Genomic DNA, 15,545 nt, shown 5'->3' with positions numbered 1-15,545 from the left:
TTCGATGGAACGACGGAGCGTGACCCTCGCTTCTTTACGGGCTCGATCGCCCCAAGGGGTTCCGGGCTACGCTCCGCCACCGCTCCGGACACTCTAGCAACGACCGAGCGCGATGGCGCCAAGTTACAAGGGGTCCAGGGGAATTCATTCCCCTGGCCTACCCGAACTCTTCTCTACCCAATGCTTCTCTTCACCGCCGCAAACCCTGCTTCAGCGGCGACCAAGGCAGCGTCGATATCGGCTTCACCGTGGGCGCACGACAGGAACATGTTGTGGCGTGGGTGGAAGTAGGCGCCGTGGCGGAGGGCTTCGCTGCAGAAGGTGTCGCCCATCTTCCAGTCCACGTCACCGACGAAGGTCATCAGCGGCATCTGCGCCGGGCCGGTCTGGTTGACAGCCAGGTTGTGGCGGCGGGCGAGCAGCGCCAGGCCGTCGCGCAGGCGCTGGCCCATGGCGCGCATGCGCTCGGGGCCGTCGATGCGCTTCAGCTCCTGCAAGGTCGCCAACGCCGCGGCCATGGGCACGGCGCCGCACCAGAAGGAGCCGGTGGTGTAGACCTGCGTCGCGGCCTCGCGGAAACGCTCGCCGCCGGCCATGGCGGCCAGCGGGTGGCCGTTGGCGATGGCCTTGCTGTAGGCGGAAAGGTCGGGGCGCACGCCGAGCGGCTCCCAGGACCCGCCGAGATCGATGCGGAAGCCGGCGCGCACATCGTCGAGGATCAACGCGGCGCCGGTGGTGTCGCAGACTTGCCTGGCGTGGCGGGCGAAGTCGGCGCTGGCCATTTCCTGGTCGCGGGCGAAGTCGTGGCGGAAGGCGGTGACCAGGATGCCGGCCAGGTCGGCGCCGGCCTGCGCCACGGCACGGTCGAGGCTGTCGGTGTCGTTGTAGTCGAACTGGATCAGGTGGGCGCGATCTTCCGCGGTGACGCCGGCGACGGAAGGCGAGCACCAGGGCACCGCGCCGTGATAGCTGCCGCGGGCGACGAGGATCTTGCGGCGCCCGGTCGCGGCGCGGGCGATCGTGACGCAGGCGGTGGTGGCGTCGGTGCCGTTCTTGCCGAGCAGGATCCAGTCGGCATGCGGGATCATCTGCACCATGAGCTCGGCGAGCTCGACCAGGACGGGGGCGGGGCCGTTCATGGTGTCGCCGCGCTCGGCCTGGGCGCGGGCGGCGGCTTCGACCGCGGCATGCTTGTGGCCGAGCACGATCGGGCCCCAGGAGCACATGAAGTCGATGGTCTCGCGCCCGTCGACGTCGCGCAGGCGGCAGCCATCGGCCTCGGCGAAGAATTGTGGATAGCCGTCGGGCAGCTTGGCGGCGTTCAGATGGCCCCAGAGCCCGCCGGGGATCACCTGCCGGGCGCGGGCGCGCAGCGCGGCATCGCTGCCGGGGAGAAGCTCGGACATGGCGCTATCCTGTTGTTTCAGGCCGTGATATCGCTTGATATATCATATTTCGTGGTGGCGCGCCACCATCAGAAACCATCGAAGGGTCGCTCGTCGAGGAAGCGGCGGATCACATTGCCGGTCAGCCGCGCGACCGAATTGTCGTAGTCGTTGTGCGACAGGGCGCAGGCCCAGGCGATGGAGCCGGTGGAGAAGACGGCGCCGCCACGCGCCGTCGGCGTGAAGGCGATATCGGCGCGGACGCGGGCATTCTGGTCGCCCATGGCGCCGCGATGCAGGGTGCGTAGTTCTTCCAATGTCGGCACGCCGCCATAGTCGAGGCGGTCGGCGGTGGCGACCCAGACCATGTCGGGGGCGGAGCCCAGGGTGGCGTCGACGCGATCGACCTCGAGCCCCGCCGCGCCGCCGCCGCGCAGGCCGAAATCGCCGAGCGGGGCGTCAAGATCGAGGCCCTCGACCATCCAGCCCAGTCTTTTGTCGCGTGCCCCTTCGAGCCAGCGATAGGGGTAGGATCGGGTGAAGACCTGCGCGTCGAAGCCGACGCCGACCAGGCGTTGCGGCGGGCGGCCATTGGCGCGCCAAAGCCCCGACGGTTCGCCGGAATAGGACAGGGAATTTTCGCCGGCCTCGCCTTCCCAGGTGCGCAGGCCGAGCATGCCGCGGCGGATCTCCATGGCATGCGGCATCGTCGGGTGCCAGGCGATGCGCCAGTAGAAGCCGTTGCCGCCCAGATAGACATGCCGCCCGCCATTGCGCTGATAGGCGTCGAAGGCGTCGAGCATGGCGCGGGAAAAATACTCGGGATGCGAGCCGGTGACGACGCAGCGATAGGCGCCGAGCAGCTGCGCGCCGTGGCGGTCGATGTCGTCGTCGGTGATGATGTCGTGGTCCTGGCCGATCTGCTCGAGCCAGTCGATGATATGGGTGTCGTTGCCGTAGTTGAAGCTGGCGCCGCGCGGCCGCATGTTCAGCACTGGGCGCTTGGCGGAGGAGTAGCACCAGCCGCTGCCGTCGCTGTGGGTGTCGTAGGTCGAGAGGCCGAGCTCGCGATGCTCCTGCAGATAGACATCGTCGCGGGACAGCGCGATCAGCCCTTCCAGCATGGATTCGGCATGCACCTGGTCGAGCCGCAGCGCGCTGTTGGCATAGGCCAGGAAGGTCGCGGTGCTGGCGACGAAGGCCAGCTTCGACCGCGCCTGGCCCATCGGCGCGCGGATGAAGAAGGCCACGAAACTCTCGACCGGATCGTCGCTGTCCGGGCGCGCGCGCAGCCGCAGCGCGTAGAAACCGCTGCGCCAATCGGCGGGAATGCGGAATTCCAGGTCGACATCCCAGCCGGCGTCATGCAGGTCGTCGCTGTGGAAATGGATGGCGCCGTAGAGATGCGGCGTCTCGGTCCATTGCTGGGTGCTGCCGTCCCAGTTGGCGCCGGTCATGGCGCGGGCGGGGTTCTGGCGCAGCCAGCCGTCGAGGCGGTTGGCGGACAGATCGTGGATCAGCTCGGTCGAGATGCCGCGGGAGAAATCCCAGGCGCCGATCAGATCGGGGTCGCCGACGCTGGGCGCGAGCGATTCAGCCAGGGCGCGCAGCCGGCTGAGCGGCAGGGCGCCGGCGCAGAGCCGCGGCCGGTCGATCTTGCCGTCGTAATGCGCGGTGGTCAGCGGCGCGGCGCCGGTCTCCAGCGCCAGCGCCGCGAAGACCAGCGCCACATCGGCCGGCGGCACGAAGGCGCGCGGCCCGGGCGCCACGGCGCCGGCCGTGGTGTTGCGGCCGGATTGCGGATCCAGGCTTTCCTGGAAGACGCGCAGCTCGCCCTTATCGGCGTCATAGGCGGCGCCGATGAAAACCCATTCGCGTTCCAGCAGCGGCCGCGGCGCGGTGACGCGCCAAGGGGAGGCGCCGTCGCCGAGGATGAATTCCAGGCAGCCCTCGGCATCCAGCCCGAGCCGCCAGCCCTGCCCGGTGTCGTCGCGCCAGCGCGCGACGATGCCCTGCGGCCCGGCCTGCGGCGCGGTCGGCCACAGGAACAGGCCCACCGAGAAGGAGCCGCCCCGCCACAGCGCCGGCGCGTCGGCGACGAGGCCGCAGGAGCCCGGGCGCAGCGGCTGGTGGCGCAGCGGCACGCGGCCGTCGAGCGGCGTGCCCGGCGTGTCGAAGCGCAGCCCCGGCCCGTCGGGGTCGGGGTCGGCGCAGCGCACGCGCAGCAGCGTCGCCTCGGCAGAGTCCAGCGTGGCGCTGGACAGATGGAAACGCACCGCCTCCCCGGGCGAGACGACGAGCGGCCAGGCATAGCCGAGGACGGCGGTGGTGTCGGTCATGGGCTCGGCTTCTCATCCTGCAGCGGCACGCCGGTCAGCGCTTCCCAGCGCAGGACGAAGACGGCCCATTCGGCCTCGGCGAGGCTGGTGAAGACGCGGTTGGGGAAGGTCTCGACGGGCAGGCCGCGTTTCCCCGGCAGGCGCGCCAGCATCCAGCGGCGGTTGGGCTCCAGCACGACAAGCACATGACGCTTGCCGACGCCGGACCAGCGCATGCGGTGCAGCAGCTTCTGCAACGCATCGCTGTGCGGCCCGCGCGGGGCGCGGCGGAATTCTTCCACCAGCTCCAGCCGCGCGGGGTCGACCGGCCAATGCGCGGCCTCGGGATCGTTGACCAGCATCGGCCGCGCCTTCCCTTACTTCGTCAGCCAGGTCACCCAGCGTTCGCGCAGCGCGTTGCGGTTGGCGGCGATCCAGGCATAGTCGGCGATGATCAGCTTTTCCCAGTTCGCCGGCCAGGAGGCGCGGAAGCGGCGCTCGGCCTCGGGCACCATGGTGGGCGCCTCGCGGTTGTTGGAGTCGAAGCTGACCTTCTCACTGAAGGACAGGTGCTCCTGCGGGTTCTGCACGAAGAAGTCGAGGAAGCGCATGGCGTTCGCCGTGTTCGGCCCGCCCTTCAGCACCGCCCAGTTGCCGACGTCGCGGATCGCCTGGTTCCAGGTGAAGTCGAACTCGCCGGACTTGGCCAGCGGCACGGCGCGGCTGGAATAGACCATGGTCATGACGGCATCGCCGCCGCGCATGATCTGCATCGAGTTGTCGCCGCTCTTCCACCAGGCGGCGACATGCGGCTTGATGGTGTCGAGCTTGCGATAGGCGCGCTCCACATCCATCGGGAACAGTTTTTCTCGCTCCACGCCGTCGGCCATCAGGGCGGCCAGCGGCACCCACCATTCGCGGTCGCCGGTGTCGGGCAGCGAGCGGGAGCCCGGGAATTTCTGCACGTCGAAGAAATCGGCCCAGCTCTGCGGGCCGCCATTGGGGAAGGCCTTCTTGCTCCAGGTCAGGGCCATGCCGCCGGCGGTGCGGATGATGCCTTCCGGGAAGCAGCCATTGGGCAGCGCATGGGCGGCCAGGCCCGGCGTGGTGCAATCGACCTGGGCCAGGATCTCGGCATGCTGGATCAGGTCGGGCGGCGTCGCCGTGACGACGTCGAAGGGGATGTTGCCGCTGCGCTGGCCGGCCCGCGCCCGGGCCCATTGGTCGGGCAGCTCGATCGGCACCGAGCGGACGCGGATGCCGACCTCGGATTCGAAGCGCTTGTAGAAATTCTCCTGCAGGCTGCGTTCCATCAGCCCGCCGGTCGCGGCGATGATGACCTCGCCTGAGCCGCGCTGGGCCAGGGCAGGGCGGGCGAGGGGCGTGGCGCCCGCGGCGCCCAGCGCAAGAAGGTGTCTCCGCAGCAAGGCCATGATGCAGCTCCTTCGGGAAGGGGAGTTAGGGGGCAGGCGTCCAGGCGGCTTCGCGCTCCAGCCGGCCGAGATAGGCGACCAGGTTGGCGCCGCCCTCGGTCAGGTCGGCGCAGAGTGCGATGCGGGTGGCGGAGGGGTCGCGCGCGCGCAGCCCGTCGATGATGTCGAGATGGCGGTGCCGGCCGGGATAGCTCGGCCGCGCATGCGGATAGAGCAGCGCATGCATCGGCCCGTTGCGCAGCCAGATATTCTCGATGATGGCGAGCAGCTCGGGCATGGCGGCGGCGCGGTACAGGCCGTGGTGGAAATCCCAGTTGGCGCGGTTGGCGGGGATGGCGTCGCCGGCTTCCTCGGCCGCCATCAGCCGGTCATGCGCCGCGGCGAGCTGATCGATGGCGCCGGGCTGGATGCGCAGCGCCGCGGCCTCGGCGGCCAGCGCCTCGAGCTCCAGGCGGATGGTGCGGAGCTCCAGATATTGTTCCAGGCTGAGGCCGGCGACGGTGATGGAGCGCGCGGCCTCCATGCGCAGCGCGCGCTCGCGGGCGAGCTGCACCACGGCTTCCCGCACCGGCGTCTCGGAGACCTGCATGGCGGCGGCCAGGTCGCGGATCTTCAGCCGCTGGCCGGGGCGCATGCGGCCTTCGAACAGCGCCGATTGCAGCTCGGCATAGACCTTGGCGGCCAGGTTCTCGCGCCCCACCGGCGCCACGAAGGGAAAAATTTCCGCGCTGTCAGCCATGCTCACTCACCCTCTTCCGCCGCGGCCGCGGCGCGCCGCTCCATAGCACGCTTCAGCGCATAGCCGAGCAGCAGGGCGCCGATGGTCAGCAGGGTCAGCATGGTGGCGACGGCCGCCAGGGTGGGGGAGATATTGTAGTCGATATCCTCGAACATTTTTCTGGGGAGTGTCTTGCGATCCAGCCCCGAGATGAAGAAGGAGACGACGGCCTCGTCGAAGGAGATGACGAAGGCGAAAAGGGCTGCCGAGACCACGCCCGGCGCGATCAGCGGCAGGGTGACGTGGAAGAAGCTGGCGACCGGCCCGGCGCCACAGGACAGCGCCGCCCGCTCCAGCTCCGCATCGAAACGGTAGAGGGCCGCGAGCACCGTGAAGACGACGAAAGGCAGGGCCAGCACCGTATGCGCCATGGCGAAGCCGAGCAGCGTGCCGGTCAGCCGCAGCTGCTCGAAGACCAGGAACATGGCGACGGCCAGGGCGACATGCGGGACGATGACGGGGCCGACCACCAGCAGCTCGATGAAGCCGCGCGCCGGCAGCCGGCCGCGCACCAAGGCAAGCGCCAGCAGCGTGCCGACCAGGGTGGCGCCGATGGCCGAGATGAGGCCGGCCTCCAGGCTGAAGAAGGTGGCGCGCAACCACTCCTCATCGCGGAAATATTCCAGGTACCAGCGCATCGAGAAGCCGCTGGGCGGGAACTGGAGAAAACGTTCCGGGCCGAAGGACATCGGGATGATGATCAGTGTCGGCAGCAGCAGGAAGACCGTGACGGCATAGGCCGCGGCGTTCAGCGCCATGCGGCCGGCCTGGTGCGGCGCGCGGGTCATCAGCCCTGCCCCACGAAGCGGTCGAGGCGGACCGCGCGGCGGAAGATCACCGTCAGCAGCAGGACGAAGGCCAGAAGGATGCCGACCAGCGCGCCGGCGAAGGACCAGTCCAGCATCTCGCGCACCTGCTGCGAGACCAGGGTCGCGATCATCATCTGCTGTGGCCCGCCGATCAGCGCCGGCGTGACGAAGAAGCCCAGCGCCAGCAGGAAGACCATCAGGCAGCCGGAGGTGACGCCGGGCAAAGCCAGCGGCCAGATCACCTCGCGGAAGCTGGCCCAGGCCGAGGCGCCCAGCATCTGCGCCGCTCGGGTGTAATCCTCAGGAATGCCCTTCAGCGCCGAATAGATCGGCAGCACCATGAAGGGCAGCAGGACATGGCTCATGGCCAGGACCACGGCGGGCTCGGTGTAGAGCAGCTTCAGCGGCTCGGCGGCGATGCCCAGCTTCTGCAGCCACTGGTTGATGACGCCGTTGCGCTGCAGCAGCACCATCCAGGCATAGGTGCGCACCAGCACCGAGGTCCAGAGCGGCAGCAGCACGGCGGCGGCCAGCAGCGCCAAGCCGAGGCCCTTGCTGCGCGACATCACCCAGGCCAGCGGCCAGGCCAGCACCAGGGCCAGCAGCGTCACCTGCGCCGCGATGCGCAGGGTCCGCAGCATGACGCGCAGATAGACCGGCTCGGCGAGCGCGCGCTCATAATGCTGCAGCCCGGGTGTCGGCAGGAACAGCGATTCATGCAGCAGCGTCGCCAATGGCAGCAGGAAGACGACGATGATCAACAGCAGGAAGGGTGTGGCCAGCAGCAGGCTTGCCGCCGGGCTGTAGCGGCGGCCGGCCAGCAGAAAAGAAAACGGGCGCCGCATCAGGCCGCGGCCGGGAAGGCGCGCGCATCGGCGGCTTCCCATTGCAGGGTGACGTTTTCTCCTGGCGCCGGCTCCGCGAGGCCGGCGCCGGCGGGGATGCGGGCGCGCAAGGTCGCGCCATCGGCCGCGCGCAGCAGCAGGGTGGTGGCATTGCCGACATAGATGGCCTCGCGCACCTCGGCGGCCAGGCCCGGGGCGCCGGCAGGGGCCAGGCGCAGCCGCTCCGGCCGCAGGGCGAGGGTCAGCTTCGCGCCGGCGGCGATGGCGCCGACCGCCTGCGCGCCGGTCTGCGTGCCATTGTCCAGCTGCACCGGGAAAAGCTGGCCGTCGCTGGCGGCGCCATCGGCGCGGCCGCCGAAAAAATTCGTCTCGCCGATGAAGCGGGCGACGAAAGGGGTCTCGGGCGCCTCGTAGAGGGCGCGGGGGGCACCGACCTGCTGCAGCCGGCCATGGTCGAGCACGGCGACGCGGTCGGCCATGGTCAGGGCCTCGGTCTGGTCGTGGGTGACGAAGACCACGGTGATGCCGATCTCGCGCTGCAGCTGCTTGATCTCGATCTGCATCTCCTCGCGCAGGTTCTTGTCCAGCGCAGAAAGCGGCTCGTCCATCAGCAGCACGCGCGGGCGATAGACGATGGCGCGGGCGATGGCGACGCGCTGCTGCTGGCCGCCCGAAAGCTGCGCCGGGCGACGGTCGCCGTATTTTTCCAGCCGCACCGTGCGCAAGGCGGCGCGGGCCTGCTCCTCTCGCGCAGCGCGGGACACGCCGCGCATCTTCAGCGGGAAGGCGATATTCTCCAGCACCGTCATATGCGGGAACAGCGTGTAGCGCTGGAACACCATGCCCAGGTTGCGGCGGTTGGGCGGCGTCCAGGTGACGTCCTCGCCGCCGATGACGACGCGCCCGGCATCCGGGAACTCGAAGCCCGCGATGGTCATGAGAATGGAAGTCTTGCCCGAGCCGGAGGGGCCGAGCAGCGCCAGGAACTCGCCCGGCTGCACCGCCAGCGAGACATCGTCGATCGCCGCCACCGGCCCGAAGCGCTTGACCAGCCCTTCCAGCAGGATGCCACCCTGGTCGCGCGCCGCTTCCGCCATGCCCGCTTGCCCAACCCCGTTTCGCGATAGACTATTTGATATATCGTCGGGGCCGCAAGCGGGTCGAGGCCTGTCGAGACGGCCCGCGCCGCCATGCGGTGTCCCGGACACCGTTCCTGGCGTCAGGCGATCTTTGTAAAAAACATTTAGAATCAGGAGGTCTTCGGCGAAGCTTCGCCGGGGCGCGACGCGGCGGCACCGGTTGGCAAAAGCGTCATCCAGGCCTTTCCCAGGGTTTCGCTCGAAGCTTCCGCAGCGCCAGGGGTCGTTCTCAAGGGCCGGGACGGCGCAGGGTGCCCGGCGACCGATGTCGCCGGCCGCCTTTGTGGCGGCTGTCGCGGTGGTCCCGGGCGCCTCCCGATCGATGTCCCTATCCAGTTGGGGGGGCCGCAGGAGGACGCCGACCCTCGTCGACATGATCGCCGAGGTCGCGAGGCCCGTTGCCTCGAGCCAGGAGAACCGTGCCAGCGCGGTGACCGGCTGCTCCAGCAAGGGTGTCGCCGTCACCCACCTTGCCGAAATGCGGCTCCCGGAGGAGCAGCCGGGTCGGGATGGCGCAGGGCCAGCCCGTCGATGCCGTCGGATCAGGCGCCGAAGCCGCCATCGATGGTGTGCATCGCGCCGGTCACGAAGCTCGCCTCGGGCCCGGCCAGCCAGGCCACCATCCCGGCCACGTCTTCCGGCCGCCCGTGGCGCTTCAGCGCCATGACGGCGTGCTGGATGTCCTTCATCGGCCCGTCGGCCGGGTTCAGGTCGGTGTCGATCGGCCCGGGCTGCACGACATTGACGGTGATGCCGCGCGGCCCGAAATCCCGCGCCAGCCCGCGCGCCATGCCCTGCAGCGCCGACTTGCTCATGGCGTAGGCGGTCAGGCCGGGGAAGGGGATGCGGTCGCCATTGACCGAGCCGATCACGATGATCCGCCCGCCTTCCGGCATCCGCCGCGCCGCCTCGACCGCCGCGTGGTAGGGCGCGTTGACGTTGATCCGCAGCAGCCGGTCCACCGCATCCGGGTCCTGCTCCAGCGGGTCGCCGAAGGCGCCGACCCCGGCATTGACCACCAGCACGTCGAGCGGCCCGCTGTCGCGCACCCGGGCGATCACCGCGTCGCGGTCGGCGCTGTCGGTCAGCACCGCCTGGCTGCCGGTCTCGGCCGCCAGCTTCTCCGCCGCGTCGCGCGACCCGGCATAGGTGAAGATGACCTTCGCGCCGTCACCGGCGAAGCGGCGCACGATGGCGGCGCCGATGCCGCGGCTGCCGCCGAGGACGAGGACGGACTGACCCTGAAAACCAGCCATGCTAACCTCCTTGAGGATTAATGTATGAAGCCCTACATAATTCAGAAGGCAGCCTGGTCAAGGCATAGTGTAAGAATGACTACAAATATCTCCCGACCCAGTGGACGACCCACTGGCCGACCCAGGGGCCGCCCCCGCAGCTTCGACCCGGAGCAGGCCGTCGCCACTGCGCAGCGGCTGTTCCATGCGCGCGGCTACGACGCGGTCAGCATCGCCGAGATCACCGAGGCCCTCGGCATCAACCCGCCCAGCTTCTACGCCGCCTTCGGCAGCAAGGCGGCGCTCTATGCCCGCACCCTCTGCCGCTACACCGGCACCGCGGGCATTCCGCTGGATGCCATCCTGCGGCCCGGGCGCCCCGTCGCCGAGGCCCTGGCCGCCGTGCTGGAGGATGCCGCCGGGCGCTATGCCGCCGACCCCGACGGTCCGGGTGCCGCCGCCGCGGGCTGCCTGACCATCGAGGGCGCCCGCTGCAACGACCCCGAGGCGCGGGAGGCCGCCCGCGCGCTGACCGCCGCCGCCACGGAAACCCTGCACCGCTTCATCGCCGCCACCCATCCGGAGGCGGCCGCGGCGCTGACCGATTTCACCACCGCCCTGCTGGTGGGCATGTCGGGCATGGCCCGCGCCGGCCATGGCCGCGACCGGCTGCTGGGCACCGCGCGGCTGGGCGGCCTGGGCATCGCCCAGGCGCTGGGCGCCGCGGGCCCGGCGGGACGCTGAGGCGCCACCCGGCGCCTGGCCGCCCTCACCCGGCCGGCGGGGTCAGCCTGGCGGGCCAGCCGCCCTCCTCCACCAGCCGCCGCAGCACCTGCTGCACTCGCTCCTCGACCGCCTGGACGGCGCGCGTGGCCGGCCGGTCGGCGGGGCGGCACAGGTAGATCGACCGGGTGATCGCCGGATCCTGGATCCGCCAGACGCTGATGCGCTTCGCCTCCAGCGCCTCGCGCAGGGTGGTGTAGGACAGGATCGACCAGCCCAGCCCGGCGCTGGCGGCGGCGGTCAGCTGGGCCAGGGCATCGACCTCGGCCACCACGCGCAGCCGGACGCCGGACTGCCGCGCGCGCTGGTCGATCAGCAGGCGCAGCCCATGCGGCGCCCCGGGCAGGATCAGCGGCAGGCCGGCGAGCGCGCTGAAGGCGACCGTGCCGATCTGCCCGCCGGCAGCGGGCCGCGGGCCATCGGCCGCCTGGCGCGGCCCGGCCAGGAACAGCTGCTCCTCCAACAGCTGCCGCAGCACCAGCCCGCCGCCGACATCGGCGCGGAACACCATCGCCAGGTCCAGCCGGCCTTCGCGCAGCCAGTCGGGGATATAGCCGGTCATGCTCTCGATGATGCGGAGCTTCACCTGCGGCAGCTCGGCCAGCACGCGGGCCAGCAGCGGCAGGGTCAGCATGGCGGCGACCGATTGCGGCAGGCCGAGCGTCACCTCGCCGGTGGGCAGGGCGGCCTCGCCGCGCAGGTCGTCGCGCACGGCCTCGGCGCGCGCCAGCAGGTCGCGGGCATGGGCCAGCAGCTTCCCGCCCGCGGGCGTCGGCACCACGCCGCGCGGCAGCCGCTCCAGCAGCTGGCAGCCGAGCTCCGCCTCCAGCTTGCGCGCCTGCTGGCTCAAGGCGGGCTGGGCGATGCGCAGGCGCACGGCGGCGGCGGAGAAGGAGCCTTCCTCGACGACGGCCACGAAGCTGCGCAGGGCGCGGAGATCCATGCGGCGACCTATAACAGAATGATCTGGATCGTAGATAAACCAGGTCTTTGTAATCTGGGAAGGCTTGGCGGAGATTGCCTGCAGAAGCCCCGAACGGGGCCGTGCGCCGGGGGGCAAGGGCCGCCCGGCGCCGCAGAGGGAAACGTCATGCTCACCCGCCGCCTCGCCCTGATGCTCGGCCCCGCCGTCCTGGCCGCGCCTGCCCTCCACGCCCAGCCCGCCTGGCCGACCAAGCCCGTCAGGGTCATCGTCCCCTTCGCGCCGGGCGGGCCGACCGACCTGATCGGCCGCCTGGTCGCCGAGCGGCTCGGCCAGGAGATCGGCGGCACCGCGGTGGTCGAGAACCGGCCCGGCGCCAATGGCAATATCGGCGCCGCCGCCGCGGCGGCCGATGGCGACGGCCATACCGTGCTGTTCTCCACCGGCACGATGTACACGCTGAACCCGACGCTCTACGGCACCGGCCAGGTCGACATCGCGCGCGACTGCGCCGGGTTGGCCACCGTCGCGGCGCTGCCCAATGTCCTGATCGTCAATCCGAAGAAGCGCGATGTCAGCTCGGTGCAGCAGCTGATCGCGCAGGGGCGCCAGGCGCCCGGCACGCTGACCTACGCGACCTTCGGCCTCGGCAGCTCGCCGCATGTGACGGCGACCCTGCTGCAGCAGCTCGGCGGCTTCGAGGCGGTGAACGTGCCCTATGGCGGCAGCGCGCCGGCGCTGAACGCGGTGCTGGCGGGGGATGTCGATTTCCTGTTCGACAGCGTCACCACCTCGACGCCGCAGATCCAGGCCGGGGCGGTGCGGGCGCTGGGCGTCACCTCGGGCTTCCGCACCAGCGGCCTGCCCGATGTTCCGACGCTGCAGGAGGCGGGGCTGGCGGGCTTCGAGTTCTCCGGCTGGTTCGCCGCCTTCGCCTCCCGCAAGACCCCGGCCGTGGTGCTGGCCAAGCTGCGCGCCGCGGTCACCGCGGCGGCGAGCGCCCCCGATTACGCGGCGCGGCTGCGGGCGCGCGGCGCGGAGCCCTTCGTCACGCCCGATGGCGAGCTCGACGCTTTTCTCTCCCGCGAGAAGGAGCGGTGGGTGAAGCTGGCGCAGGAGGCCGGGATCCGCCGCGAATGAGGCCCGCCCAGGGAGGAACATGCATGGAAAATGACAAGGGCTTCGATCCCCGCGCGCATCGCATGGTGGCGGGGCAGCGCTGGTTCGAGGATTTCCAGCTCGGCGAGCGCTTCTGCCTGCCCAGCCGGACGATGACCGACGCCATCTTCCTCGCCTTCCAGGCGGCCAGCGGCGACAACCACCCGGTCCATTACAACCGGGAATACTGCCGGGCGCGGGGCATGCCGGACATGCTGGCGCATGGCTACCAGGTCGCCATCCAGACCGCCGCCGGGGCGGGGATCTTCCCGCATCTGGTCGAGGATTCGCTGAAGGCCTTCCTGGAGCAGTCGAGCCGCTTCCTGCATCCGGTCTTCGCCGGCGACACGCTCTACCCCGCGCTGGAGGTGGACGAGCTGGCGCCGAACCGGACCACCGGCGTCGTCGGGCTGCGCAGCACCGTCCACAACGGCGCGGGCGTGATGGTGCTCGACGGGCGGCACCGCTACCTGCTGCGGCGCCGGCCGGCGGCCGCGTGAGCATGTCTTCCCTTCCTTCCGGAGCCCGCGCATGAAGCCGCTTCGCGACATCAAGGTCCTCGACCTCAGCAAGGTCTTCGCCGGCCCGCTCTGCGGCCAGTATCTCGGCGACCTGGGCGCCGAGGTCATCAAGGTCGAGCCGGTGCAGGGCGGCGACGACACCCGCGCCTGGGCGCCGATGAAGCAGGGGCAGTCGGCCACCTTCATGGCGCTGAACCGCAACAAGCGCAGCATCGCCCTCGACCTGAAGAGCGCGGCCGGGCGCGCCATCGTCCATGCCCTGGCGCGGCAGGCCGATGTGGTCATCCAGGGCTTCGGCGGCGGTGCCGCCGCCCGCCTCGGCGTCGACAGCGCGACGCTGCGCGGGCTCAATCCGCGGCTGATCTACTGCGAGATCTCGGGCTTCGGCCGCGCCGGACCGCTGGGCGAGCAGCCGGGCTACGACGTCATGCTGCAGGCCTTCAGCGGCATGATCAGCACCATGGGCCAAGCGGGGGGCGCCGTCGCCCGCGCCAGCTTCTCGCCGGTCGATCTCGGCACCGGCAGCTTCGCCCTCAGCGGCATCCTGGCCGCCCTGCTGGAACGCGGCAGGACCGGCCAGGGCTGCCATGTCGACCTGTCGCTGCTGGACACGGCGATGGCGCAGATGACCTACCTGGCCCAGAACTACTGGCTGACGGGGCAGGTGCCGCAACCGATGGGCACCGGGCATCCGTCGCTGGCGCCCTACCAGGCCTTCGATGCGGCCGATGGCAGCCTGATGATCGGCGCCGGGAACGACGCGCAGTTCCGCCGCCTCTGCGCGCTGCTCGGGCTGGCGCCGCTCGCCGCGGATCCACGCTTCCTGACCAATGCCGCCCGCGTCGAGAACCGGGCGGCGATCGTCGGCCTGGTGCAGGCGAAGATCGGCGAGCGGCCGCTGCGACACTGGCTGCAGGCGCTGTCGGCCGCCGGGGTGCCTTGCAGCGCGATCCAGACGCTGGACCAGGCGCTGGCGCATCCGCAGCTGGCCAGCCGCGGGCTGGTGCTGACCACCGACCATCCGGTGCTGGGCGCCATGCCGCAGATCGGCTTCCCCGTCGCCTTCGACGGTGCGGCGCGGGAAGGCGAGCGCCCGCCGCCGCTGCACGGGCAGCACACGGCCGAGATCCTGCGCGAGCTCGGCTTCACCGACGACGCCATTGCCGGGCTGGCTGCCGAAGCAGCCGTTCTGGTCCCGACCGCCGCGGAGCGCGCCGCATGAGCACCGAGCTCCGTTACGAGGTCAGCGGCAGCATCGCCGAGATCATCCTGGAACGCGGCGCGGTCAATGCGCTCAGCGTCGAGTTCCTCGAGGCCATCCTGGCCGCCTTCCGCCGGGCGGCGGCCGACGACGCGGTGCGGGCCGTCATCCTGCGCAGCGCGCTCGACCAGCGCTTCTCCGCCGGGCTGGACCTCGACATCCTGATCGGCAAGTCCGGCATGGAGGTCCGCCGCTTCCTGGAGCGCCTCTATGTCGGCCTGGCCGAGGTGCAGCACGCCATGGGCAAGCCCACCATCGCCGCGGTCAATGGCGCGGCGCGGGGCGGGGGGATGACGCTGGCCATCTCCTGCGACGTGCTGCTCGCCGCCGACACGGCGACCTTCGGCTATCCGGAGATCGAGCTCGGCCTGCTGCCCGCCATCCATTTCGCCCATCTGCCGCGGATCATCGGGCGTCACCGCGCCTTCGAGCTGCTGTTCAGCGGCCGCAGCTTCGCGGCCGAGGAGGCGGCGCGGCTCGGCCTGGTGAGCCGCGTGGTGCCGAAGCCGTCGCTGCTCGACGAGGCTCGCCGCCTGGCCGCCGATTTCGCGGCCAAGCCGCCGCTGGCGATGCGGCTCGGACGGGCCGCCTTCATGCGCGCCAACGACCTGGACTACCGCCGCAGCATCGCCAATGCGGTGGAGGATTTCTGCAACGTCGCGACGACGGACGAGGCGCAGCAGGGGCTGCGGGCTTTCGTCGGGAAGCGGGCCGCGGCCAGGAAGTGAGGCGGGAAGCGCGGCGCCAAAGCCGCCATCCCCGGCCAGCCCGCGCTGCGCCACGGGCCGGCGCCTCATCTCGCGGAGGCGGTGCCGCTGGCCGCCGAAGGGTCGCCGGCGCGATCGGCAGCCTGTTCATCGAACGGGATGGGGCAGGGGAGATTGTCGCTCTCAGGCTGGATGGTGGAGGCCATCCTGGTGTGAGGTCGCGACGGGTGGCGTGAGCCGCGACGCCCGTT

General features: G+C 70.8%; 15 protein-coding genes. 5 read left to right on the top strand and 10 right to left on the bottom strand.

From position 1 onward, the window contains the following. Positions 1-173 precede the first annotated feature (173 nt). From GVN67_RS04105 to bdcA, 9 genes are all read right to left on the bottom strand, one after another. On the bottom strand, positions 174-1,406 hold the full coding sequence (locus GVN67_RS04105) for an aminotransferase class III-fold pyridoxal phosphate-dependent enzyme (protein WP_159993071.1): 1,233 nt from the start codon (positions 1,404-1,406) through the stop codon (positions 174-176). Between the two features lie 68 nt (positions 1,407-1,474). After that, on the bottom strand, positions 1,475-3,724 hold the full coding sequence (locus tag GVN67_RS04100; RefSeq protein ID WP_159993069.1) for a N,N-dimethylformamidase beta subunit family domain-containing protein: 2,250 nt from the start codon (positions 3,722-3,724) through the stop codon (positions 1,475-1,477). Further along, positions 3,721-4,065 carry a hypothetical protein gene (locus GVN67_RS04095; RefSeq protein ID WP_159993067.1) on the bottom strand — a complete coding sequence of 115 codons (345 nt, stop codon included), beginning with the start codon at positions 4,063-4,065 and terminating at the stop codon, positions 3,721-3,723. The genes GVN67_RS04100 and GVN67_RS04095 overlap by 4 nt, the downstream gene beginning before the upstream one ends. 15 nt (positions 4,066-4,080) lie before the next feature. After that, positions 4,081-5,136 (bottom strand): extracellular solute-binding protein, encoded by a 1,056-nt coding sequence (locus tag GVN67_RS04090; RefSeq protein WP_159993065.1) that lies wholly within the window; start codon positions 5,134-5,136, stop codon positions 4,081-4,083. Positions 5,137-5,161: 25 nt separating this feature from the next. Beyond that, on the bottom strand, positions 5,162-5,875 hold the full coding sequence (locus GVN67_RS04085) for a GntR family transcriptional regulator (RefSeq protein ID WP_200845117.1): 714 nt from the start codon (positions 5,873-5,875) through the stop codon (positions 5,162-5,164). Positions 5,876-5,877: 2 nt separating this feature from the next. Further along, the gene (locus GVN67_RS04080) at positions 5,878-6,702 is read right to left on the bottom strand and encodes an ABC transporter permease (RefSeq protein ID WP_235034940.1); all 825 of its coding nucleotides are present in this window, start codon (positions 6,700-6,702) and stop codon (positions 5,878-5,880) included. Further along, complete coding sequence (locus GVN67_RS04075) at positions 6,702-7,568, bottom strand: ABC transporter permease (protein WP_159993063.1); 867 nt, start codon at positions 7,566-7,568, stop codon at positions 6,702-6,704. Before GVN67_RS04075 ends, GVN67_RS04080 begins: the two co-directional genes overlap by 1 nt. After that, positions 7,568-8,665, bottom strand: coding sequence for an ABC transporter ATP-binding protein (locus GVN67_RS04070; protein WP_159993061.1), 1,098 nt, complete (start codon positions 8,663-8,665; stop codon positions 7,568-7,570). The genes GVN67_RS04075 and GVN67_RS04070 overlap by 1 nt, the downstream gene beginning before the upstream one ends. A gap of 584 nt (positions 8,666-9,249) precedes the next feature. After that, positions 9,250-9,963, bottom strand: a complete 714-nt coding sequence (bdcA, locus tag GVN67_RS04065; RefSeq protein ID WP_159993059.1) for an SDR family oxidoreductase — start codon at positions 9,961-9,963, stop codon at positions 9,250-9,252. Between the two features lie 75 nt (positions 9,964-10,038). Between bdcA and GVN67_RS04060 the strand changes: the two genes are divergently transcribed. Continuing rightward, positions 10,039-10,686 carry a TetR/AcrR family transcriptional regulator gene (locus tag GVN67_RS04060; RefSeq protein ID WP_159993057.1) on the top strand — a complete coding sequence of 216 codons (648 nt, stop codon included), beginning with the start codon at positions 10,039-10,041 and terminating at the stop codon, positions 10,684-10,686. Positions 10,687-10,711: 25 nt separating this feature from the next. Here GVN67_RS04060 and GVN67_RS04055 read toward each other — a convergent pair whose 3' ends face one another. Beyond that, positions 10,712-11,668 (bottom strand): LysR substrate-binding domain-containing protein, encoded by a 957-nt coding sequence (locus GVN67_RS04055; RefSeq protein ID WP_159993055.1) that lies wholly within the window; start codon positions 11,666-11,668, stop codon positions 10,712-10,714. 147 nt (positions 11,669-11,815) lie between these two features. Here GVN67_RS04055 and GVN67_RS04050 point away from each other — a divergent pair, with 147 nt between their 5' ends. Genes GVN67_RS04050 through GVN67_RS04035 form a run of 4 tightly spaced genes read left to right on the top strand, consistent with a single transcriptional unit; the run spans position 11,816 to position 15,315 of the window. After that, positions 11,816-12,787, top strand: coding sequence for a tripartite tricarboxylate transporter substrate binding protein (locus tag GVN67_RS04050; protein WP_159993053.1), 972 nt, complete (start codon positions 11,816-11,818; stop codon positions 12,785-12,787). A 23-nt stretch (positions 12,788-12,810) separates the two neighbouring features. Further along, positions 12,811-13,305, top strand: coding sequence for a MaoC family dehydratase (locus tag GVN67_RS04045; protein WP_159993051.1), 495 nt, complete (start codon positions 12,811-12,813; stop codon positions 13,303-13,305). Positions 13,306-13,336: 31 nt separating this feature from the next. Then, positions 13,337-14,548, top strand: coding sequence for a CaiB/BaiF CoA-transferase family protein (locus GVN67_RS04040; RefSeq protein WP_159993049.1), 1,212 nt, complete (start codon positions 13,337-13,339; stop codon positions 14,546-14,548). Beyond that, on the top strand, positions 14,545-15,315 hold the full coding sequence (locus GVN67_RS04035; protein WP_159993047.1) for an enoyl-CoA hydratase/isomerase family protein: 771 nt from the start codon (positions 14,545-14,547) through the stop codon (positions 15,313-15,315). Before GVN67_RS04040 ends, GVN67_RS04035 begins: the two co-directional genes overlap by 4 nt. The last annotated feature ends 230 nt before the right edge of the window (positions 15,316-15,545 follow it).

This window comes from Roseomonas sp. 18066 (assembly GCF_902706185.1).
Classification (GTDB): domain Bacteria; phylum Pseudomonadota; class Alphaproteobacteria; order Acetobacterales; family Acetobacteraceae; genus Pseudoroseomonas.
This window is presented reverse-complemented; position numbering and strand designations above follow the sequence as displayed.

Bases quoted from the DNA above. Each gene is read 5' to 3' on its own strand.
- GVN67_RS04050 (WP_159993053.1), top strand. From the start codon at position 11,816: ATGCTCACCCGCCGCCTCGCCCTGATGCTCGGCCCCGCCGTCCTGGCC.
- GVN67_RS04070 (WP_159993061.1), bottom strand. From the start codon at position 8,665: ATGGCGGAAGCGGCGCGCGACCAGGGTGGCATCCTGCTGGAAGGGCTG.
- GVN67_RS04055 (WP_159993055.1), bottom strand. From the start codon at position 11,668: ATGGATCTCCGCGCCCTGCGCAGCTTCGTGGCCGTCGTCGAGGAAGGC.
- GVN67_RS04035 (WP_159993047.1), top strand. From the start codon at position 14,545: ATGAGCACCGAGCTCCGTTACGAGGTCAGCGGCAGCATCGCCGAGATC.
- GVN67_RS04105 (WP_159993071.1), bottom strand. From the start codon at position 1,406: ATGTCCGAGCTTCTCCCCGGCAGCGATGCCGCGCTGCGCGCCCGCGCC.
- GVN67_RS04040 (WP_159993049.1), top strand. From the start codon at position 13,337: ATGAAGCCGCTTCGCGACATCAAGGTCCTCGACCTCAGCAAGGTCTTC.
- GVN67_RS04100 (WP_159993069.1), bottom strand. From the start codon at position 3,724: ATGACCGACACCACCGCCGTCCTCGGCTATGCCTGGCCGCTCGTCGTC.
- GVN67_RS04060 (WP_159993057.1), top strand. From the start codon at position 10,039: ATGACTACAAATATCTCCCGACCCAGTGGACGACCCACTGGCCGACCC.
- GVN67_RS04095 (WP_159993067.1), bottom strand. From the start codon at position 4,065: ATGCTGGTCAACGATCCCGAGGCCGCGCATTGGCCGGTCGACCCCGCG.
- GVN67_RS04075 (WP_159993063.1), bottom strand. From the start codon at position 7,568: ATGCGGCGCCCGTTTTCTTTTCTGCTGGCCGGCCGCCGCTACAGCCCG.
- bdcA (WP_159993059.1), bottom strand. From the start codon at position 9,963: ATGGCTGGTTTTCAGGGTCAGTCCGTCCTCGTCCTCGGCGGCAGCCGC.
- GVN67_RS04045 (WP_159993051.1), top strand. From the start codon at position 12,811: ATGGAAAATGACAAGGGCTTCGATCCCCGCGCGCATCGCATGGTGGCG.
- GVN67_RS04085 (WP_200845117.1), bottom strand. From the start codon at position 5,875: ATGGCTGACAGCGCGGAAATTTTTCCCTTCGTGGCGCCGGTGGGGCGC.
- GVN67_RS04080 (WP_235034940.1), bottom strand. From the start codon at position 6,702: ATGACCCGCGCGCCGCACCAGGCCGGCCGCATGGCGCTGAACGCCGCG.
- GVN67_RS04090 (WP_159993065.1), bottom strand. From the start codon at position 5,136: ATGGCCTTGCTGCGGAGACACCTTCTTGCGCTGGGCGCCGCGGGCGCC.